The following is a 21,710-nucleotide window of genomic DNA, read 5'->3' on the forward strand; positions in this document are numbered from 1 at the left end:
GATTGCTTTACCGTACGGCACGACGGAGCATGTAGAAGGTAAATCCGAAATCTATGGTATGGTAAATTTCGAACCCATGCTTCTGGTACCATGGGAGGTTGTGTTCAGTGGAGGTTTCCAGGTATAATGGCAGGTTTAATGTAGTATAAAAGCTTATAATCTCCTGCAAGAGGGTGGTGCCACTCCCCTTTCGCTGGACATGGGGAGCGGTACCAATGTACCAGAGGTAAGCAAAAGGCGTTACGGGGTGTTCCTTTTTAATAACGGCTTCGCGGCTCATGACCTTCCCTACTCTGCTGAGACCTATGGCACGTGTGGCGAGGCGAATGTCGAGGCCTATGGTGTTGAAGGTGGTCTTTTTCTGATGGGGCAGCATGACCATGGCACAGGCTTTCCCATCATCACTGACCCACACATGCCCGAACTGATGGCATAATTGGTAACAGTAGTTCACCAGTTCAGTGAGCCTGGACGGTGTGCGGGTGTCCTGCCTGATAACGTAGTTGGTACTTTTGTTGTCTTTAAAAGCAGCGGCTATGGTTTTTATGATATGGGGTTTGTCTTCAGGATTGGCCTGGCGCATAGATTTGGTTTTCGGTGGTTGTGTGGTAAAGGTAAAATAATTTTAGCCTCAGATGGCTTTGTTGGCGGGGTAATGTCTGATAGGCTGACTTGTAAACGGGTGAGTGTGGAAGGATTATAAGGGCGAGGTCGCGACCCCATGGTGTGAACTGGGCCGGAAATTGTAAGGGTAAACTGCATAATGCAACTATTCTGGAAGGCCCCCCGAGAGCCCATAGCTGTCAAGTTAAGGGTGTAAATGGCTTGAAAATAGCACATTAGCAATTTTCCACACTCGGGGAGCCTAGCCCACAAATTAAGAGAGGAGTACACTGAAGTGATTACAATCTTGCCACTTACTGCATGTACCACCGGAAGCCGGCCCAGCGGAAGCCGGCCCAGCGGTGTGCCGGGCCACCCGGATGCGGGCCACCCGGATGCGGGCCACCCGGATGCGGGCCACCCCGAAAGTCGGACCTCTCCTATTACCACAGGAGGGGAATTGGTGCTTAGCTTGACGGCTATGCCCGAGAGCCGGCCCCGCGGAATGCCGGCCCGGTGATAGTAGGACCTCCCCATCAAAAACACGCCTTCGCGTTTTTTGATCCCATTCCTCATACCTAAGGCCTGACCTATATAGGAGGTAATTTGAGAGCCTCGCCTGACGGCTTTGGGCCCTTGGAGAGAATTTACAATTTTGGGGGGTTGAGCGGCTTACTCCTGCTCGCTTAGTCGTTGCTGTACGGTTTCTTTAAGGGAAATATCATTGATGTAGACGTCCTGAATGACGGCATTACCCTCTTTAATAGCTACCAGGGCGTAGGTGTTCTGCTGCTCATCCCACATGGCTTCGCGGTGGGCCTTCTCGGCTTCATAGGCTTTGGACTCTTCCATGTAAAAGCGGTCGAAGGGAAACTCTACGACTATATTACCGAATTCGCCCTGAGCGTAGGAAACTTGTGTCATCAGGTAGTATTCTGTGTCCTCGGGCGGGCTCCGCAGCACATCATCTATTTTTGCAAAGCCTTCGCTGTCTTCGGTAAAGGTGACATAGACTGTCTCCTCCGGGGCATAATACTCACCAGCGGGTACGCTTGCCTGGGTATTACGGTAGGTAAGGCTTACATATTTACCCCGGAAAGGATCGGTGGGATCTACCGGCTCGGTCCGGAACTTGTACATGTGCCCTTGTTCCAGGGTGCTTTGATGTGACATAATCATGCTGCCAGGAACATAGAGCTGAGCGAGCACCATGATGATAAAACCGGCGATAAGAATGGGCTTACGATTCATTTTTTCTGCGGTTTTTGATGGTGATGACATTGGCAGCAATAAACCCTGCGCCGACAAGCATAAATAGTATGCCTCTGACGAAGAATGGCAGGTGGCTATCAAAGAAGCGACAGGTCACCAGTGCGGCGACCACCAGCATACCGAAATTAAGAATGCCCAGGTGCCCTTCTTCGGCTCCTTCTCTCACGATGAGTATACCGGTGAGGAGTACAAGAAGGTTTACTAGTGCAAAGCCGGCCACGGGTATGGCAGCGCCCAGGATAAAAATGAACAGAAATACCCAAAAGATATGGGCAAAGGGTTTTTGCCAGTTAATTGCTTTTATGGCAGAGGCTTTGACGCAGGCGTAGGCAGCAGCAAAGGTAATGATGGTGACAAAGAGCATCTCCAGCGAACGGAGAGGGTATGTACCGGTGAGCAAATCCCTGTTGATATCGTTCCAACTATCCTGAAAGCTGAGTATGAGCAGTATGATCACTGTCCCAGAGATGCCTGTAAGACGATAGCCATTAAGGATACGGGGTAGTACTGCGGTATTGATGAGACGGCCCAGCAGATAACACAGTCCGAAAAGGCTCAGATAAGCCACATACATCAGCTCTTCTTTATCAAAGGAGAAAGCTCCGAGGCATATAATGAAGGACAGGGGCACAAACCAGTGAAGGAAGCCATTAAAGTTACTGCCGGGGCTTTTGCGTATGCGGTATACGTAGAAAGGAATGACTGCGGCAAACAGCGGCAGGTACAGAAAAGGTGGCGTATTGGGGTAGGTCCAATACCCTATATCCGACGCATAGGCGGTAATGCCGATAAGGTAGAAGAGGGCGCTCATGGAGGAGCGCATGACGTATATGATGGGCAAAGCGAGCAGGGCCCAGGTGAGCAGAAAGCCGCTCAGACCTCCCATGATGTGATAGACCTGGCTGATGAGGGAAATGGTCGCACCCACGGCTAATAAGAGGAAGGTGGCACTCCCCTCGCGAAAGGCGGTACTCGGCTGCTTTTTAAACAGGGCAAACCCGCAAAAGACCTGCCCGAGAACAAGCGGCAGGAAAGAAAAAACGGATTTGGTGAAGCGGTCGAACTGGTCCCAGTTATGGGCCACAATAAGGATAATGCCGAGCCCCACGAGGGTGGCGCCTATAATGGCAAAAGCCGCTATGGAGCGCGAGGCGGATGTAGTGGCCTGCTTATCCCGGTAATAATGCCTGATGCGGCCGGCGGTATCTTCACTGATGATACCTGCGTTGACCAGTTCGGGCAGTTCTTTCTGTAATCCCATACAATGTATATAGATGACGTGGGAAATATAAGGGCTTTCACTGAAAAAGCTGTTCTGATGTGAGATTATCCCATAAACACAAAAAAAGAGGTCATCTGCCTGCGACAGATGACCTAACCTATAAACATACTTATCGGTGGCTCAAAGGGGCTCGTTACATCACTCCCACTTCGAAAAGTTTTACCACGCCATCGCCTTCAGAGCTCACGACGAGCAGGCTCCGGCCGGTAGGGCTATCCTCTGCAGAGATAAATAGCAGGCCTTCGGGAGCGTCGCCGGTTTCCAGCAACTGCAGGAAGGTGGGGCTGGCGGGGTTGCTGATATCGTATAGGAGTACAGCGTCTGCACGCTCGAGGCCTATAAAGGCGATGGTGCGGTTACTTATCCTTCCTACAGTGACGCCCTCGGGCTCGGTACCTTTATCATCGCTGCGGTTATCGGGGTACAGGCTGCTGTTTTGCTGTACGCGCGTTTCTGTATCGTTTCCGCTATCATAAACCAGCTCACCGGTGGCGCCATTCCAGATGCTGAAGGATCGCCCGCCATAGGCGTAAAGCTCTTCGTACTCATCGTCCTGGTCTGTATTGCCCTGTGCCAGTGTAATTTTGAGGCGCCCTAGCTGGTCCGCCTGCTGCAGGGTACTGGCCTCAGGGAATATGGCAGGGTCCAGGATCAGGTCCTCCACGCGGGCCTCTTCGCTATAGCCATCGTAATCGCGGGCATCGCCTTCATTTGCGGAGACTACATAGCTGACGTTTCCCTGGGTAAAGCTGGCGAGGGCATCGGGCATAAAGAAGCTTTTCACGGGCCAGGCACCAGACTGAAGGGCATTATCCTCATCGCTTACATCAAAAAGATCAGGTGATTGGGAAAAGTCTTTGGTACCAAGAGGAAAGATGGCGGTAATGGCTTTGCCGGAGAGGTCAATGCGGGCAATGCCGTTGTTTTCCTGCAGGCTGACCCAGGCTGTCCGGCTGTCTTCTGAAATAGTCACATACTCCGGCTCAATGTCCTGTGCAAAGGACGCATGCGGGCCAAATACTCTGAACCCGCCGGCTTCCAGGGTACTTTGCTGGCTGGCAAAAAATCCAAAACCGAGGGTATTAACTGAGTAGTCACTCATGGTAATGATGGACACTGAGCCTTCGGGGTCTGTGGTGTAGGCATCGTTAGGTTCACCCTCATTGGCTACTACGGCATAGGCTCCGTCTGGGCTGAAAGTAACCATGTCTGGCAGGGCCCCTACGGTTACTGCCTGAATCTGCTGAAAGTCGGAGGTATTGAAGAAGAGAACCAGGCCGTTATCGGTGCCGTTAGCTCCTTCTACTGCGGCAGCCAGGATGCCATTAGATACGGCAACACTGTTCACATTGGCACTAACAGAAATAAACCGGTCAAAAGAGGGAGAAGCGGGATTGGCAATATCAACAACATCTATGCGTGAGGCATCGGCATTGTTTACTACAAAGAGTTTTTTTGTGGTGGCGTCGTAGGCGGATATTTCAGCAGCCCCTTCACCGCCTGCAAGGCTTATTTCTCCTATTTCACTAAAAGCTGAAGGGTCTTCCGTTGCTACAGGAGCAGCAGGGGCAGGACTTTCATCGTCATCGTTACAACTGAGGCTAAACCCGAGCGATGTGATGAGTAATAAGGCTAATGGTCTTCTCATGGTTTTGATTATATCGACTAGTATCAGCCCACAAATAACCGGTTGTAAAATTGCCCGGATATTACTTATGGATTAAGGGTGGATTAAGCCTTTCAGGTAATATTACGATTAATTAAAGAATGGATGACCCTCTGTGAGGTTGGGCTTTTCTACTGTATCATTACTGATTCAGCCCGGCCCTTTTTCTGTCATTTGCCACCGGGCCGGCACTGTCTATTGCTCTCTATAGCAACCGCACAGCGCGGGCCCGTCGTGCGCGACCCCAGCCCGGATGCGAGTCCAACCCAAGCGGGGATTTGCTGGCTGCACGTGATTCTGATTTCAGTCTATGATCACCTATTTATAGGGCAGGCGGACAACCCTTGTATTGAAACAACTAACAGAACACCGGTATCATCATACCAGAAGCAGTAACAGCATTATTAGGATAGTCCTACTATTTACCCTTATCTGTAGACAAAGGATTACCGAAGGATGGCTATACTCATAACGGAGAAGGGACGGAAATGCAACGGAGGAGCAACGGAGAAGCGTGAGGTCTAACCTGGGTCAAAAGAGGACGGATTGATCCGTAGTACCCAGGGTTTCAATATAGCAAAAGTACAATTCACTAACTAATCATCTTTAACCGTTTCAGGTTATTGCAGTGACCATGCAGCTTTACTCTCGATGAATGTCAGGGTCTCATTGTTTAGGCGTGTATAGAAAGAATGGGAGAGCATTTGATATAAATTACCCCCACCAAAGGAGGGGGTTTTCAATGGTTATTACCCCCAAAGGGGGATAGTCAGTTATCGAATAGCGGGATATCTATATCCCCATCCTCTTTCTTATCTTCCTTCTCCTGATACTTAACATACCGCTTTATCTTTTCTTCATCTATGCCTACCGTACTTACAAAATAGCCTCGTGACCAAAAATGATTGCCCCAATAGGGTTTTCTGCGAAGACTCTTGAAGTTCTTAAACATCATGATCGCTGTCTTACCCTTGAGAATACCCATGAAGTCTGATACACTAAGTTTCGGAGGTATACTACATACCAAATGAACGTGATCTGGCTGAATGTTCAACTCTTCTACCTTGACCTCCTTCCATTCACATATCGTCTTTATCTTATTCTCCAACGTATCTGCAACAATATCACGAAGTATACGGTGGCGGTACTTCGGGGTCCATACTACATGATAGACACAATAGTAAAAGCTATGCGATAGCTTACGATACTTGCTCATTCCACAATATACCTCTACTGGCATAGCCCTCAAACATGACCACCGTCTAAGACGGTGGTTTTAATTCGATTAATAAACAGGAAGGGCTACCCCACGCAGGGTAGCCCTTCTCTCTTTTTAAACTACTACTATCTGTTGATTATTAATCTTTTGTGATATATCGATCCGTTTATCTCCCATGTGATCATATAGGCTCCGTTTTGCACCGGAAGCATATCGGGTTGCAGCGTTACCTTGCTGTCAGCATTTGACAGGAGGGAAAGGCTTGTTACCATCCTGCCACTACCATCTGTGATTGACACATTGACGAGTGTATTGACTGACATATTATCGACGACGAGGGTAAGGTTGCCGTAGCCAGCATAGGGATTAGGGTAAACCTGTGCTTCGGAACTGATGCGCGGCAGGGTAATGTCTACCCTTACAACCTCAGAGTACACTGCGGTGCCATCAAAATCCACCTGCCTGAGCCTGTAGTAATTCGTACCGGCCATAGGTGCATTATCAGAATATTCGTAAAACACGGCCTCATCGCTATATGCCACTCCCTGTACCTCACCAATTCTTTCAAAATTGAGGTGGGCATCGGCCCTTTGAATCTCAAAGCGGTCATTGTGCAGTTCTTTTAGCGTAACCCAGCTCAATAGTACACTACTAACCTCCTCTTCTGCTCTGAAGTAGAGAAGCTCTACAGGCAGGACGGTAAGTCCGTTATAGAGGTAATCGGGTGTAGTGGCATAGGGTCCGGTCTGACCATTAGAGTAATCATCGGTAAATATACCATTGCTATTTCCGTCCTCTGATGCGGTAGGAATGCCATCGTTATCATCGTCCGGGTCTCTGAAATTGGGCAGCCCATCGTTATCTCCATCTATCAGTGCCCCTACATATGAGCTATTGTCAGGGTCGAAGGCATCGGCCAGCCCGTCACCATCGGTATCGGAGCTTCCCTCGGGGCCATCGAGCATCATATTGTTATTGGCATCCCAGTCACCAAACCCATTCAGGTTATAGTCATGACCTTCTATTATATCGGGCACACCGTCTGAATCCGAGTCTAGCTGCAGGTAATCGGGTGCGCCATCAGCATCGGTGTCTGTGACTATGGTTAAGATGCCATCAGCCGTAATTCTGGCTCCGGATTTGTCCCTTCTTCCGTAGTGATCTGCCTTACCATCGCCGTTGATATCTGTTCCCCCTGCTTCTCTGGTATCGGTGAGGCCATCTCCATCAGAGTCGAGGTCGAGAAGATCACGTAACCCATCACCGTCTGTATCGGGCAGGCTCAGAGGCACAGATTCCACATCATTGGCAAGTCCGTCTTTGTCATCGTCATTAGCCTGCAGGTAGGCAAAGGGGTACCTGGCGGTGCTGGTGGACATGTTTTGTGGTAATATACCGTTATTGGCCTCAATGGCATCTGCCACAGCATCATTATCAGAATCGAGGTCAAGATGATTAGGTATGCCATCAAGGTCATAGTCTGCCTGATCGTCTATGCCGTCGTAATTGCTATCGACAAAACCGGTCTGATCAGAATCCATGTAGTTGGGTTTACCATCCATGTCGCTGTCTATTGAAGGATCGGCCGTATAAGCTACTTCGGACAGATCGGGAATACCATCGTTATCATCATCCTGGTCTATCTCGTCCCTTACACCGTCATTATCGGTATCAGGCAGGCATCTGTTAAAGGAATAGCTTACGGCGTCAAGGTATATGGTGCCGCTGTTACGCTGGAAGTAGAGGTACCTGGTGCCATTGCCGGCCACGGTATAGTTATATACTCTGTAGGTGTTTCCGCCACCACTCTGCTGATAGGTGATGAGGCCATTATATTTTACCTGATCGAGGGTACCTGCTACGAGCATTTCATCGCCTGTGCTGGTGACCATGTATATTCTTATCACTTCTCCGGCAGGCACAAAGTCTCCAAGATCATACAGTCCCCAGTCACTGGTGCCAAATGTGGCGACTGACCCGGTAGTACCATTATAGTCAGGCGCGCCAAGGGTATTATTTGATCCGGTAACGCCATTTGTTCTAATTATAGAAGAGAGGTTTCCGTTATAATTTACGAGTGCAAACCCACCCCCACAAGGGTTAGAAGATGCCTGCAGATAATCACTAATGCCGTCGGCGGGGTCAGCATCCAGTATTTCATCTACTGATAGTATGCCATCGCTGTCATCATCATCGTTTCTGAAGTCAGGCTCAGACCCTGTACCGGTAGTCTGCAGGGCGGCGGGGGTTCCTCCCATAGCGGTATCGTACGCATCATCCAGTCCATTGCTGTTAAGGTCGGTACCTGCCGGTAGCGTATCGGCTACACCGTCGCTATCAGCGTCATGCCCTTCTACTACATCCATCACAGAGTCGTTATCGGAATCGGTATCCACATAGTCAGCTAAACCGTCCTGGTCAGTATCCACAGGCTGGATGGCTACCCCTCCCCTATCAGCGTCAAAGGCATCGTCGAGGCCATCTGCATCGCCATCTATGCCTGACGGACTTATTCCGAGGGTAGTGACCTGCCCTTCTTTGAGGTCGGTGATTCCATCCCCGTCGCTATCAGCATCGAGGTAGTTTGGTAGTCCATCAGCATCGGGATCAGTATTGGCCAGTTCGTACTGGTCTTTTATGCCATCTGCGTCGGAATCAATGTCAAGGTAATCTGCGATACCGTCTCCGTCACTATCCGGTAAGCTGAGGGCTGTGCCGCCATTATCGGGATCAATGTCATTTACCAGGCCATCTCCATCAAGATCATTTAAAGAGACGTATGAGGCTGTGTAGCTACCACTGTCATCCATATTGGGCGGTAAGGTTCCGCCGTTTGCCTCTACGGCGTTTGAGATACCGTCGTTATCGTTATCCAGGTCGAAATGATTGGCAATGCCATCCATGTCCTGGTCAAAGATGTCATTGATGCCATCTGAGTTGCTGTCTGTAAAGGCTCCCAGGGTTGGGTGGATAAAATCCGGGTCCAGGAAGTTGGCTATCCCGTCACCATCTGCATCCATACCCGGATCTACCCCAACGCCTTGCTCCACATCAGGTATACCATCGTTATTATCATCTGCGTCTGCTGTATTAGGAACACCGTCACCATCCATATCATTTGTGGCAAACAGGTAGTCAGGAGAGGTACCTCCCTGGGAAAAATCATCATGATATTCGCCATTTAGATTGGCATCTTCCCTTATTGTAGGTATACCGTCGTTATCATCATCCACATCACGCCAGTCATTAACTCCGTCGCCATCAGTATCCTGCAGTACAGCTATGGCACCGCCGGTATCAGGGTCAAATGCATTATCCAGGCCGTCACCATCCATGTCTTTCAATCGCTCATTTCTATCCTGAATACCGTCTGCATTGGCATCATGAGCTTCTACAAAGTCTCTTATTCCATCTCCGTCACTGTCGCCATCCAAAAAGTCATAGCGTCCGTCACCATCGGTATCCTGAAGCACTATGGCACCGCCATGGTCGGGGTCGAAACTGTCATCTATTCCATCGCCGTCTGTATCGGTTCCGGAAGCCACCACAAAGGCAGTAATGCTCTGGGCTTCCACATTATCAGGCACGCCATCTCTGTCGGAGTCCACATCCCTGTAGTTAGGAATAGTATCGAGGTCAAAATCGCGAATGATCACCGGGAACCCGCCTTCGGAGTTATCTACAGCGGAGGCGAGGCCGTCCTTATCGCCATCGCTGAAGCCATCGATCAATCCGTTTCCGTCGGCGTCCTCTCCTCCTGTCTCGATCACATCTGTTACACCGTCACCATCGCTGTCCAGGTCAAGGCGGTCTTTCACTCCATCAGAGTCTGTATCCGGATCTGCCAGAAGTACACCGCCGTTATCCAGATCAAGGTCGTTTACGATACCATCGGCATCGGTGTCATTGCTCTGTACGTAGGCAATGCTGTACCGGCCATCATTGCCCATGTTTGCAGGCATAATGCCTCCATTGGCCTCTACCGCGTCAGGTATACCATCGTTATCAGAGTCTTTATCCAGATGGTTTGGCACGCCATCCATGTCAGAATCGAAAAAGTCGCTAACGCCGTCTGCATTGGCATCTATGAAGGCAAAATGATCGCTATCGAGATAATCAGGCAGGTTATCACCATCAGCATCTGCGGAGCCATCAAAGCCATTGCTCTCATCACTGTCAGGGATACCGTCATTATCGTCATCACCATCCAGTATATTAAGTACTCTGTCATAATCTATATCTGAGCCACACCAGTAAAAATCATGAATACTGATCTCCTGAAAGGTACCGGGGGTGTTGTTATTATATAATATGACTAATGAATCGATAGACTCGGGCATACAGAAGGTGGCGTTTCCGTCTGCGCTGGCATCGCCGATAAAGGCGGTGCCCATAACGGTATTACTTCCCGCGTAAACTACCGTGGAGCCGAGTGTAAGGTCTGAGGCGGCCAGTGATACCAGCCTGCCGTCTGAGTATCCGTTTACGGTGATGGAGTCCTCGAAAGAGCCTTTATCAATATCAAAAATGGAAAAGCAGAAACCACTTACGGGTTGACTGAATCCAATGGTAGCCAGTGCGTATTCGTTAGAGTTTGTAATGGTTTGCTGCCATAGAATGCTATTGGCGCCCTGATGTTTATTTGAGATTTCTAACAGGCTGACATGACCGTAGAGGTCAATGGATGTGAACCGCATTTCCACGTCTGCGGCTGTGAATGTATTGTCCCTGGGGTCAACTCCCAGGCTCTCGGTATCCCAGTCTTTGGTATATACAGTGCCCGGACATGATTGGGCACCGGCCTGAGAGGTAAATACGATAAGTATGATGAAAACAGATAATGATAGCCTCATTTTCCAAAGCATTTAATCAAAATAAACCCTAACCTTATCATATAGCATATGATAAAAACGGCACAAAAATGACGGTGATTAAGTGAATAATAATCAACAGTATTGGAAAAACCATTTAGTCAGACTGCATATTCACGTCATTTACCAGCACGTCACTACTCTAATAGTGAATTGGGCGTGAGCCAGCTTCACTATACCTGTTCAATCGTCAACCTCCGGTTAGATCTATTAAATCTCCGACAGGTCTTCATACCAGCCGGGGTGAGCTCCCCTTTTTTCATTCAGCTCTTTGTGAGCGAACCTCCCGGCTTTTGACTTCTTCATTTACTTTATTATTAGCATTTCAACCGTCTTATTTTTTATGAAGAAAGAAAGAATAGTATTGGCTTTATGAAGAAAAAAGACGTGATGTAGCTTTCCGGTAGTCGGGCGGATGAAAAATAAAGACGAACTGCCGTAATACGCGCCGACCAGGTGTGGGGCGATTAATACAGTCGGTAAAAGAGGGCATTTATGAATGGCTCACGTAGCGGAAGCCTGACGACGGGTGCCGATTGGGCTTAACATAAAAACCCTCTGTCCGGGGTGAGCTTATGCCTGACAGAGGGTTTTAAATGATGGTAGGGCCTTGGTTATTCCTGTCTGAGTACTGAGGCGGGATTGCGCCGGGCGGTGCGCAGTGACTGAAGGCTCACGAGGGCCATGACTACCAGCAGGGCTATACCACCGGCAAGCATAATGATCTCCCAACCGGGCTGTATGTGGTAGGCAAAGTGCTGGAGCCAGGCATTTATGCCGAACCAGGCAAGAGGGGCTGCTATGAGGGTGGCTATGCCTACAAGGTAGATAAACTCACGGTTTATGAGCAGCAGGATCTCCCGGACGTTGGCACCGAATACTTTACGGATGCTGATCTCGTTCTGGCGGCGGTAGGTCATAAATGATACAAGACCGAGCAGCCCGAGTACGGAAAGGGATATGGCTACGAGGCTGAGGGAGGTGGTGAGGTTGCTTATCTGGCGCTCCTTCTTGTACAGACCGGCAATACGGTCGTCCATATAGGCTACCTGAAAAGGGACATCGGGTGACACCTCTCTAAAGGAGGACTCTATGTAATCGAGGGTGGTGGAAAAATCCTCCCCGGTGGTTCTTACTACCACATTGTAACTCCAGGAGGCATTGAATCGCACCTGCAGAAACATGGGGGTGATACGGTCACGCAGGGTAAAGAAGTGAAAGTCTTTAATGACGCCGTCGATGGTGAAGGGGAGGCCGGCCTCTCCCTCTTCATTGACATATTCGGGCTCAAGGACAAGGGTATGTCCGGGAATAGCGGCAGCCGCGGATTGGCCGGGTAAGAGGGCAGCCAGTTTTGCAGCGGCTGTCTGGTTTACGATCATCACTTCTTCTTTACCCTGCTCCAGTTGCTCCAGGGCGGGGTGATCGATGCCGAGCAGCCTTACCAGGCCAAGGTCCATGTAGAGGTTGGTGCCATCGCTGAATACCTCCTCCCTGTCATCAAGGGTATAAGTGGTCTGGTTGAACATCTCACGGCCGGGCAGTGAGCCGGTACCTACGTGCTGTATGGCGGGTGACTGCAGGAGCTTCTGCCTAAGGGGCTCATATATGCTGAGGCCTTCCACAGGAAAGTAGAGCACATGCTGTTCGTCAAACCCCAGGTCTTTTTGAGCTATGTATTGCATTTGCTGATGAATGAACCATGCGCCGCTGCTGAGGGCGATGATGAGAATGAGCTGAAACCCTACGAGGGACTGGCGGAGGCTCATAGCACGCCCGGAGGTACTGACGGTATCGTGAAACAGGCGGGACATCTTCTTTCCGGCAAGGGTGAGGGAAGGGTAAGCTCCGGATAGGAGGCCTGTGATGCAGCAAAGGGCGAACAGGCTGATAAAGAGAGGCAGGCTCCTGACAAAATCATTGGTTAGCTCCATGCCCATCAGGTGATTGAAGAGGGGCAGCACGAGGCTAAGCAGTGCCAGGGCAAAAGGGAGGCAAATAAGGGTGAGGAGCACGGCCTCAAACAGGAACTGTCCGGCGACATCTATGCGGGCAGCGCCCATAACCTTGCGCAGGCCTACTTCCTTTTGCCGTCCGGCATACATGGCTACAGAGAGGTTGGTATAGTTGGTGATGGTGATGAAGAGTATGATAAGGCCGGCCAGGGCAAAGAGGTAGAGGTAACGCACATCACCGGGCGGCTGTAATTCATAGAGCATGTCGCTTTGCAGGTGTATGTCTTCCAGGGCGGTGAGGATCCTTCCGCGGTCGAGGAGGTCGTCTTTTGCCTCTGGATTCATGCGCAGGTATACCTCGTTTATACGCTTGCGGGTCTCCTCCACACTGGCTCCGGGTTGCAGGGTGAGGTAGGTGTAGGCTCCCCAGGCGGGGATGCGGGGCAGGTTTACAGCGAGGCGGAAGCTGACGTGGGAGTATGAGGGCAGGTCCTGCATGATACCGGTCACCTGCAGGTCTACAGAGTCAAGGGTAATACGCTGACCGATAAGGCTGGCATAGTCACCGGCGGGGGCAAGGTATGTATCGGCGAGGGTGGTGCTGATCACGGCGGTGTAAGGCTGACTGAGGGCGTTTTTGCCCCCTGCTATGAGGGGCCAGTCAAATATCCGGGTGAACTCCCCACCGCGGTTGGTATAGAGTATCTGGTCTTCTATAAACTGCTTACCATCAGAAAGGGTGACGTAGTTTGTTTCCCGGGCGTTAGTGATGGCGCTATAGGAGGTAACAAAGTGGGTAACGGCCTCTACGCCATCCAGGCGTTTTATTTCGTCGCGTACCTGTTGCTGTTGTTCCGGGGTGGAACCATAGAAGCCATCGAAGGGGAGGCATGAATATAGCTGATCACGGTAGCCGTAGGAAAGGCGATAGGTCCGTTCTGACTTTTCATGAAAGGTATCGTAGCTGAGCTCATGCCTGAGGTAAAGGAAGGCAAGACAAACACAGCAGAGCCCGAGTATGAGGCCTATGCTATTGATGAGGGCATAATATTTTTTACGCAATAAACTGCGGAGGCCGATACGAAGGTAATTTCTGAACATGGGGGGGTACTGTTTGTGGATACGGAATTTTTGGATGACGGAGGGTTTAATAAAGGTAAGTACGTCCTGTATGTATCTACGGCGGGCATAAGCCAGGCCATGGGTGTGGAGGCGATCAGAAAATGCCTCTTCGAGGTCGCCCTGTATCTCTTCGAGCATGTCCTCATCGCAATACCATCGAAGCAGGCTGGTGGCCCAGCGGGGAGGTGTATGGCGGGGGGTGCGGTTGGTATTCATGGAATGTGCTTAGCGGGGATCCATGCCGGGTATTTGATTCCATAGCCTGAAGCGGGCTGCTTTATGGGCCTCGGCCGTTTCACGCCCGGCGGGTGTGGCTCTGAATATGCGCTTTCGCCTCCCTCCTCTTTCGTCGGTGGCGCCTCCCATATCGCTTTCAATAAGGCCTTTCTTTTCCAGCCGGGTCAGTACGGTATGTACGGCGCTAATGCTGATGCCCTTTCCGGTTTGCTCTTCGTATTCTTTACTTACGGCATAAGCGTAGGCATCTTCTTCCATGAGCATAACGAGGAGGAGAATAGTCTCTTCAAGATAACCGAGGTTCATTCTACGTTTATTTCATTAACATTTGTAGTATGTAATGATAGGCAAATATTACTATTTATTCAATACTTGTAGAATATGTTTTTGTAAAAGGCGAATCACTGACTTGCAGGGGCCTGAACAATACGGCGGAAAGCCTATTGATGTAGTGTAAAACTTGTAAAGGCGATGACTATGGATAAACCTGTGTGCTTTTTTGATGTAAACGAGACACTGCTGGACCTCTCTGAGTTAAGAGGATCTCTGAAGAAGAACGGCGGTTTTTCGGATGAAACGGTGAGCAGATGGTTTACGACTCTCCTGCACTACTCACTAGTAATGACAGCCGGTGGCCGGTATGCAGACTTTGGCGATATAGGGGCGGAAACGCTGAGAATGGTGGCAGAAGAACAGGGAATAAAATTATCTGAGGCAGAGGCTAAGGAATGGCTGAAGCCTATTCGCAGCCTGTCCCCACATGCTGATGTACAGGAAGGGCTGGCGGGCCTAAAGAAAAACGGCTACCGGCTGGTCGCCCTTACGAATGGCGGGCGGGAGACCCTGGAAAGCCAGATGGGGTATGCGGGGCTCACGGCCAGCTTTGATGCGTTACTCAGCGTGGAGGGCGTGGAGAAGTTTAAACCAAACAGGGAGGTGTATGCCTGGGCGGCGGAGCAGGCAGGTGTGGGGGCTGCTCAATGCCTGATGGTAGCCGCTCACCCCTGGGACATAGCGGGTGCGGCCTGGGCAGGCTGGCATACGTGCTATGTACAGCGAAGCAAGACGCGGCCCTACGGATTGGCAGGCGCACCGGATATTACAGTAGAAACGCTGCTGGAACTACCAGACGGCCTGCGCGCGCTAAGCAGGGCCTAGTCGGTAATTTCTGATTTGCTTAGCGAGGCATGCACCTCATTAAGCCCCATAAGGGCGGCCGAGCCGTACCACTCTTTGAGCTCCATTTCCAGGCTGCCGGACTGTACGGCCGGGTCAGTATTGGTAAGGGCTTGGGCCTCTTCTATGCTGTTAACGGCAAATACATATATGCCCCGCATTTCGCCGTCTCCAAAGAAGGGGCCTGCCAGGACCAGCTTATTCTCTTCGGCCAGGCGTGAGATGTTTTTCATATGGGCAATCTGCAGTTCGGCGGCTTTCACAGAGTCCTGCTCACGGTTAGGCCCCTTTTTCAGGAAAGCGATCACATATTTACGCATACCATAATCATCTGCTCCGTAAGCTTTGGCTTTGAGCGAGTCATAGCCTGACGTAGGGGCCGCTTCAGTTTCAGCTTGGGCAGTACTATCACTGGCAGGAGGCTCCTGCTGCTCTCCGGTACCGGTGGTGTCGCAGGCATTCAGACAAAAGAGTGTCGCTGCCAGCAGTATGAGGGAGACGGATAAATTTTTCATGTTGGGTGGAATGGGGTGGAATGGGTTGACTTATCTAAAATAAGGAATTTTGCGAGAAACGGATGGTACTATTGTCCATTGGCCATCGCCTTTTCATAGGCTTCTGCAAACGACCTGGTGGCTTCTCTGCGGCCAATGGTGTTTACATGCAGGTGGTCAAAAAACAGGCTATCGTCTTTTATCACGCCGGTATGATTAATAACTGAGGCAGGAAAATGACTAAGGATTTCGGTATAGTGTATGTTCTGATAAGGGGCCACATAGAATAGTAAGCGACAGTTATTCTCTTTCGCCAGGGCGACAAATTCACCTAAGCGAGGATTGGTTATATGGCCCTCGGCGATCTCTTCCTTGTCTGCTTTTTGCTCCTTATACTTCCTGACGGGATAGGTATAATTGCCGCGCTCATCGAAGCGGTTTCTGCGCTCCGGCTTAAGGGCGGTGAGCAGGGAGGGGATGGCAAGCTCGAGGTTATAGTAGGAGAAACTGAGAAAGGGCAGCCAGGCGGAGTAAGCAAGGGGCTTTACCGTGCCTTCCTCGTATTTCATAAAGTGCTGATATACATAATCCCTCGCGGCAAATGGGGCAAAGCGGTAATCGTTATTGCCGAGCTTACCGGAGGTTTTCTCAAAATGTGCCTTATCCAGTACCAGTACGCAGACGTCTGCCTTGTAGCCGGAGCTGAAAAAATGCCGCATCATCAATAGCTGAGACTTAAGGTCGGTATCATCCATAGAAAGATTGATCCCGTTTGTTTCCATTAGGCTATCGGCCAGGTGGGTATCGAGCGTCGTGAGTCCCCGACTGCTGCCAAGCAGGAAATAATCGAAGCGGGTACCTTCATCAAAGCTATGGACTAAAAAGGTGCTTTTATAAAAAGCGGAGTGCCTGAGGCTATAGGATGCCAGGGCGGCCAGGCCGTTGGCAATGAGCAGGAGAATAACCAAATAGACGGCGGATCTGATAAGAAACTTTCGCATGTCTAAAACTGGAAATATATGAAGTTTGCGTGGTTTTTGAGCGCCCCGACGAAGAGTATCATGAGGCATAGGCCCAGCAGGAGGCGGCTATCCAGCAGCACTTCTTTTTGCTGACGGCGGAAGGCATAGGTCTCCACTGCCAGTAAGAGCAGTATGGAACCAAAGGAGATCGCGGTGATGAGCATGTACTTGGAGGAAATCAGGAAGTAGGCTGCCTTACCCCCACCGGAAAACATCCTGATCAGGTAGTCATTAGCCATGCCTACTGAATCTGACCGGAAGTAAACCCAGGCAAGTGTCACAATGATGAAGTTTATCAGGGTCTTGCCCAGGGTAGCGGCCATATGGGGCGTGGTGGCGAGGGTGGTGCTGGCCTTGCGTTTCATAAAAACGGGGATGTAGAGCATGGCATGTATACCTCCCCATACAATGAAGGTCCAGTTGGCTCCATGCCAGAATCCGCTTACCAGAAATACGACGGCGATGTTCCTCAGGGCTACGGCCTGGGATATCCTGCTGCCTCCCAGGGGGATGTATACATAGTCTCTAAACCAGGTAGAGAGGGAAATATGCCACCGTTTCCAAAACTCACTGATATTAGGTGAGAGGTAGGGAAAGAGGAAATTGGTCATAAGATCGAAGCCGAAAAGGCGCCCTGTACCAATAGCAATATCTGAATACCCGCTGAAATCGCAGTATATCTGGAAGGCAAAGAGCACTGCGCCCAGCACAAGAGCCAGGGATGACTGGGCTTCATAATTGGTAAATATACCATCGACTATAATGGCGGCATTATCGGCCACTACCATTTTCTTGAAGAGGCCCCATACGATGATCCTGGCTCCGGATACGGCAAAGGCATAATCAAATGTTCTCTTTTTATAGAACTGTGGGAGGAGGTGGCTGGCTTTTTCAATAGGGCCTGCCACTAACTGGGGAAAAAAGCTAACGAAGGCAGAGAAGGCGACGAAGTCTCGGGTAGGGGTCATTTTGTGCTGGTAGACATCCAGGGTGTAGCTGAGTGTCTGGAAGGTGTAGAAACTGATGCCCACCGGTAAAATAATATCCAGCATGCGGACATCGGGCCGGCTGCCAAAGAATGTAAAGGCGGTAATGAAGTTGTCTATAAAGAAGTTATAGTACTTAAAGAACCCGAGTATACCGAGGTTTGCGAGGAGGCTACACCATAGCAGGAGCTTACGTCTGCCTTTTCTATCTTCCTCTGCCAGGGCAATACCGATGGAATAGTCGATGCCTGTGCTGAGTACAATAAGGAAAAGAAAGCGCCAGTCCCATGAGCCATAGAACACGTAGCTGGCCACTACGATAAGGAGGTTCTGGACTTTGAGGTTCTTATTCAGCACAAACCAGTAGAGCCCAAAAACTACCGGCAGAAAAATGGCAAAATCTATTGAATTAAAAAGCATTCCTCTCTTTACGTCCTGTATCAGGTCCGCTCACCACAAACCTGAATTTTTTCGGCGCGAAAGATAGGCATTTTAATCGAAAGGTATGGAGCCTTCTTCTTTAGTCATGCAGGCCGAGCAGACGCATGATGACGAGCATCTGGCCGGTGTGGTAGGCGCTGTGCTCGATCACGAGCAGGGCCTCACGCAGCAAGGTCTGCCCGCTGCCATGATCAAATGTGCGGAACAGACCGTTTTGCTCATCGGAGACCAGTTGCACGAATTGCTCACGCTCATCCTGGTAGGCAGCTATGGTCTCTTCCCACTCCTGCCGGCTGGCGGGTGCTTTGCTATCCGGCCAGTAATCACCGGGCCAGGAAGGGGCTTTGTAATCAGGGTTTGTACTGAAGTCGAGTATGTCCTTTTGTGCATACCTGAGGTGGTAGAGTTGCTGCCAGAAGGAGTAAGGCAGTTCTGCCGGTACCTCTCCGGCGCGTTCATAGGGCATTTCATCCAGTATCTGGTCTATGGGCATAAATGCTTCTCCTCCCTTCAGGTGCTTGACAATCTGTTTGCGTAGGTAGGCGGTCTCTTCCATTTAGCTAATTGGTTAATGTATTTAACCGTCTAACTGCTTCATAAGGGATTTGTGTATTTTCAGTTGCTTTTATTCTGTGAGGACTTAAGTTTGCACTAACAGCTAACAATTTGGGGTGGCTGTGACTTACTTTTTACGTTAACAACAATCAAACGAATTATGAAAAAAGTACTTTTCACACTGGCCTTTTCGCTTGTGGCCCTGGTAATGATGCAGGCCTGTGGCGAAGGCAGTGAATCATACGACGTAGTAGAGTCTGGCTCATACATGGGCACTATCTCAGAGGTAGAAGCCGAAGAGACTGAGATCTACGTGGACCTTGATAATGGTAAAAAGCTTGAACTATACTTTACTGATGAGACTCAGGTGACTATGAACGGCAACTCGGCTGTATTTGAAGACCTGCAGGAAGGCGCTAAAGTAGAAGTGACCGTAGAGAAAAAAGGCCAGCGCATGGAGCCTGTTACGGTAAAGATCATGCAATAACACATGTTGCAGATACCATCAATGTGGCGGACAGAGCTATTACACCCTCTGTCCGTACACTTTCCCATAGCCCTTCTTACCATGGCTGCTCTCTGTGGCCTGGTATATCTTTTTGTAAGGCAAAAAAGCTTTGCACCCTATCTTCGCTTTAGTACTTCCCTCCTGCTCCTCTCCGGCGTGGCGCTGTTTTGGGTCGCCTATTATACCGGTGACCAGGCTTATGAGGTGGTGGTGCGGACCATCTGCGACCCGAGTGTACTAAAAGACCATCTCTTCTGGGCTAATACCTCAGCCTATATCTTTTCAGCAGCCGCCTTACTGGAAATAGCACGCTACATTTTTCACCTGCAAAAAAAGGCCTGGACTACGCTACTAGTTGTGCTGTTACTGACAGGTGGTACTGCTGCTATCTCTTATGCGGGACACCTTGGCGCAACGGTGGTCTACCAGCAGGCCGGCGGAGTGTATACACCGGATGGTGACTGTACGGGGTTTTAAATGATATAGTAAATTTACCTGATTATTACCTAGTCTTACAGCCCATTACAATTCATAGTATTTTTTGGAAAATCACGTATTTAATTACCTGATATTCATTAAATTATAAGAAAAAATCCTATGAAAAATCAACCACAACACTCCAGGAGAATGTTGCTGATAGCGGCATGCCTGATGCTTTTTGCCCAACCCGCCATATCACAATTTTGGCAGACCCCGGGCAGTTCCAATACAACAGTTACTATCGCTCGCCAGGGCAGAGTCGGGGTGGGCATACCCTCCTCCGGTTTTTCTTCTTTCAATGCCAGTTCCGGACGCTATAGTGTAGCCAATCGCGTGGGCTTTTTGGTGCAGGGCAGTAGCTTTACAAATGTCTCTAATATTGGTCACCTCCTGACCGGTGACTATGGCCAGGAAAGCACAGGGGATGTCTGGACCTCTATCGGGGGACCTGGTAGCCCTGGTATCTCGGGGCTCCCTATTTACGGTACGCGCCACCAGTTTGATGTGTACTCTGTAAACATGGCCCTTGCAGACCGCAATATATTATCAGGGACCAGTGGTTCCAGTGGCATCAGAGATGCCATCATATTTTATGATGCAGGTCCTGGTAATAATAGCCGGATGCTTATTGGAAAAACTCAGGGGGCAGGACAAATACGGCCTGATGTGGTCATTAATGCTAATGGAAACATTGGTATAGGTACCACCTCATCAAATGTAGGGTCCGGAAACTCTGCAAAACTGAAAGTGCAGGGATCTACTGCTAATAAAGACCTCACGTTATATGTACAGGATAAAAATGCAACATCGTCTACGGTGCCAAGCTACGCGCTTGGAGTAGGGCCAAGCAGTGCGCCTGCGATTTACCTGGGGTATAGTACTTCCTCAAGTTTTATTGCCAGTAATGATGATCCCCTGAAGCTAGGTAGGGAGGAGAGTGGCTCATTTAATGAGATACTTACTATTACCAGGAGTATATCTTCGGACGTAGTGGTAATAGATGGTGATCTTTGGCCGAACTTTGGTATCAATGCAGATATAGGTAACTCAGGAAGCAGGGCATGGAATGATGTATTTGCAGATAACTTTATTAATATATCGGATGCCAGATCAAAGGAAAAGGTAGAGCCTTTGCCTTATGGCCTGGAACATATCAAACAGCTAAATCCTGTGACCTTTCAGTGGAAAGATAAGCCACAGGAAGGCCTTCACTCGGGTTTACTGGCCCAGGAGGTACAGAAGGTGATCCCTGAAGTGGTATACGACCCAAATAAGGATATCAGGTATGACAAGGAGGGGAGGGCACTGACTCCGGAAAAAGATGCCCGGTACGGAATACGGTACCAGGAACTCATTCCCGTATTGATCAGGGCCATGCAGGAGATGAGCGAGACGATCGAAGGATTGGAAAGCAGGCTGGCTACGTATGAAACAGCCGGCAAATCGGAAAGAAACGCGAATAACCTGCTGGAAACCGGTGCGGAAAGATCGTCTTTGCTCTTTCAAAACAGCCCAAACCCATATAGTCAGCGAACAGAAATCACCTTTTACCTTTCGGAACAGGTCACAGAAGCCTCTTTGCTCATTTTCGATATGAATGGCAGGCAGTTGGATAATATAGGCATAAACAGCCGGGGGGATAGCGGAATAACGATAGATGGAAACAGATTCCAGCCCGGCATGTACATATATACGCTTATAGCTGATGGAAGGGAGGTTGATTCAAAAAGAATGATCCTGGTAAAGTAACTTAAACAGTGTTTAAATAAACAGAGGGCCACCCATACGTAAGTGGCCCTTCTTTTTTAGATTGCCGTGCCT

General features: G+C 49.7%; 16 protein-coding genes. 4 read left to right on the forward strand and 12 right to left on the reverse strand.

Going from position 1 to position 21,710, the window contains the following annotated elements; genetic code table 11:
• Positions 1-7: 7 nt before the first annotated feature.
• The 8 genes from AB9P05_RS22020 to AB9P05_RS22055 form a co-directional block, all read right to left on the reverse strand.
• Positions 8-583 carry a GNAT family N-acetyltransferase gene (locus AB9P05_RS22020; RefSeq protein WP_371910999.1) on the reverse strand — a complete coding sequence of 192 codons (576 nt, stop codon included), beginning with the start codon at positions 581-583 and terminating at the stop codon, positions 8-10.
• Positions 584-1,275: 692 nt separating this feature from the next.
• A complete protein-coding gene (locus AB9P05_RS22025) occupies positions 1,276-1,854 on the reverse strand; it encodes a GDYXXLXY domain-containing protein (protein WP_371911000.1) in 579 nt (192 codons plus the stop codon).
• Positions 1,844-3,136, reverse strand: coding sequence for a DUF2157 domain-containing protein (locus AB9P05_RS22030; RefSeq protein ID WP_371911001.1), 1,293 nt, complete (start codon positions 3,134-3,136; stop codon positions 1,844-1,846). Before AB9P05_RS22030 ends, AB9P05_RS22025 begins: the two co-directional genes overlap by 11 nt.
• 154 nt (positions 3,137-3,290) lie before the next feature.
• Positions 3,291-4,805, reverse strand: a complete 1,515-nt coding sequence (locus tag AB9P05_RS22035) for a choice-of-anchor I family protein (RefSeq protein ID WP_371911002.1) — start codon at positions 4,803-4,805, stop codon at positions 3,291-3,293.
• A 787-nt stretch (positions 4,806-5,592) separates the two neighbouring features.
• Entirely contained in the window at positions 5,593-6,039 is a 447-nt protein-coding gene (tnpA, locus tag AB9P05_RS22040) for an IS200/IS605 family transposase (RefSeq protein ID WP_371906921.1), read from the reverse strand.
• Between the two features lie 128 nt (positions 6,040-6,167).
• Positions 6,168-10,895: a T9SS type A sorting domain-containing protein gene (locus AB9P05_RS22045; RefSeq protein WP_371911003.1), complete on the reverse strand. Its 4,728-nt coding sequence runs from the start codon at positions 10,893-10,895 to the stop codon at positions 6,168-6,170.
• Between the two features lie 632 nt (positions 10,896-11,527).
• The gene (locus AB9P05_RS22050) at positions 11,528-14,206 is read right to left on the reverse strand and encodes a permease prefix domain 2-containing transporter (RefSeq protein WP_371911004.1); all 2,679 of its coding nucleotides are present in this window, start codon (positions 14,204-14,206) and stop codon (positions 11,528-11,530) included.
• A 9-nt stretch (positions 14,207-14,215) separates the two neighbouring features.
• Positions 14,216-14,533: a PadR family transcriptional regulator gene (locus AB9P05_RS22055; RefSeq protein ID WP_371911005.1), complete on the reverse strand. Its 318-nt coding sequence runs from the start codon at positions 14,531-14,533 to the stop codon at positions 14,216-14,218.
• A gap of 171 nt (positions 14,534-14,704) precedes the next feature.
• On the opposite strand from AB9P05_RS22055, the gene AB9P05_RS22060 reads away from it, so the two are divergent.
• Positions 14,705-15,385, forward strand: a complete 681-nt coding sequence (locus AB9P05_RS22060; protein WP_371911006.1) for a haloacid dehalogenase type II — start codon at positions 14,705-14,707, stop codon at positions 15,383-15,385.
• On the opposite strand, the gene AB9P05_RS22065 is transcribed toward AB9P05_RS22060, so the two are convergent.
• The 4 genes from AB9P05_RS22065 to AB9P05_RS22080 all read right to left on the reverse strand — a co-directional run bounded on the left by AB9P05_RS22065 (position 15,382) and on the right by AB9P05_RS22080 (position 18,902).
• Positions 15,382-15,918, reverse strand: a complete 537-nt coding sequence (locus AB9P05_RS22065; protein WP_371911007.1) for a YciI family protein — start codon at positions 15,916-15,918, stop codon at positions 15,382-15,384. The two genes, AB9P05_RS22060 and AB9P05_RS22065, sit on opposite strands and share 4 nt — an antisense overlap.
• A 68-nt stretch (positions 15,919-15,986) precedes the next feature.
• Entirely contained in the window at positions 15,987-16,898 is a 912-nt protein-coding gene (locus tag AB9P05_RS22070; RefSeq protein WP_371911008.1) for a hypothetical protein, read from the reverse strand.
• Between the two features lie 2 nt (positions 16,899-16,900).
• The gene (locus AB9P05_RS22075) at positions 16,901-18,325 is read right to left on the reverse strand and encodes an MBOAT family protein (protein WP_371911009.1); all 1,425 of its coding nucleotides are present in this window, start codon (positions 18,323-18,325) and stop codon (positions 16,901-16,903) included.
• 100 nt (positions 18,326-18,425) lie between these two features.
• Positions 18,426-18,902, reverse strand: coding sequence for a DinB family protein (locus AB9P05_RS22080; protein WP_371911010.1), 477 nt, complete (start codon positions 18,900-18,902; stop codon positions 18,426-18,428).
• 159 nt (positions 18,903-19,061) lie between these two features.
• Between AB9P05_RS22080 and AB9P05_RS22085 the strand changes: the two genes are divergently transcribed.
• The 3 genes from AB9P05_RS22085 to AB9P05_RS22095 all read left to right on the forward strand — a co-directional run bounded on the left by AB9P05_RS22085 (position 19,062) and on the right by AB9P05_RS22095 (position 21,638).
• Positions 19,062-19,388 carry a hypothetical protein gene (locus tag AB9P05_RS22085; protein WP_371911011.1) on the forward strand — a complete coding sequence of 109 codons (327 nt, stop codon included), beginning with the start codon at positions 19,062-19,064 and terminating at the stop codon, positions 19,386-19,388.
• A 3-nt stretch (positions 19,389-19,391) separates the two neighbouring features.
• Positions 19,392-19,886 (forward strand): DUF2231 domain-containing protein, encoded by a 495-nt coding sequence (locus AB9P05_RS22090; protein ID WP_371911012.1) that lies wholly within the window; start codon positions 19,392-19,394, stop codon positions 19,884-19,886.
• 120 nt (positions 19,887-20,006) lie between these two features.
• Entirely contained in the window at positions 20,007-21,638 is a 1,632-nt protein-coding gene (locus AB9P05_RS22095) for a tail fiber domain-containing protein (RefSeq protein WP_371911013.1), read from the forward strand.
• Positions 21,639-21,710 lie beyond the last annotated feature (72 nt).

The sequence above is a fragment of the Roseivirga sp. BDSF3-8 genome (assembly GCF_041449215.1).
Classification (GTDB): Bacteria; Bacteroidota; Bacteroidia; order Cytophagales; family Cyclobacteriaceae; genus JBGNFV01.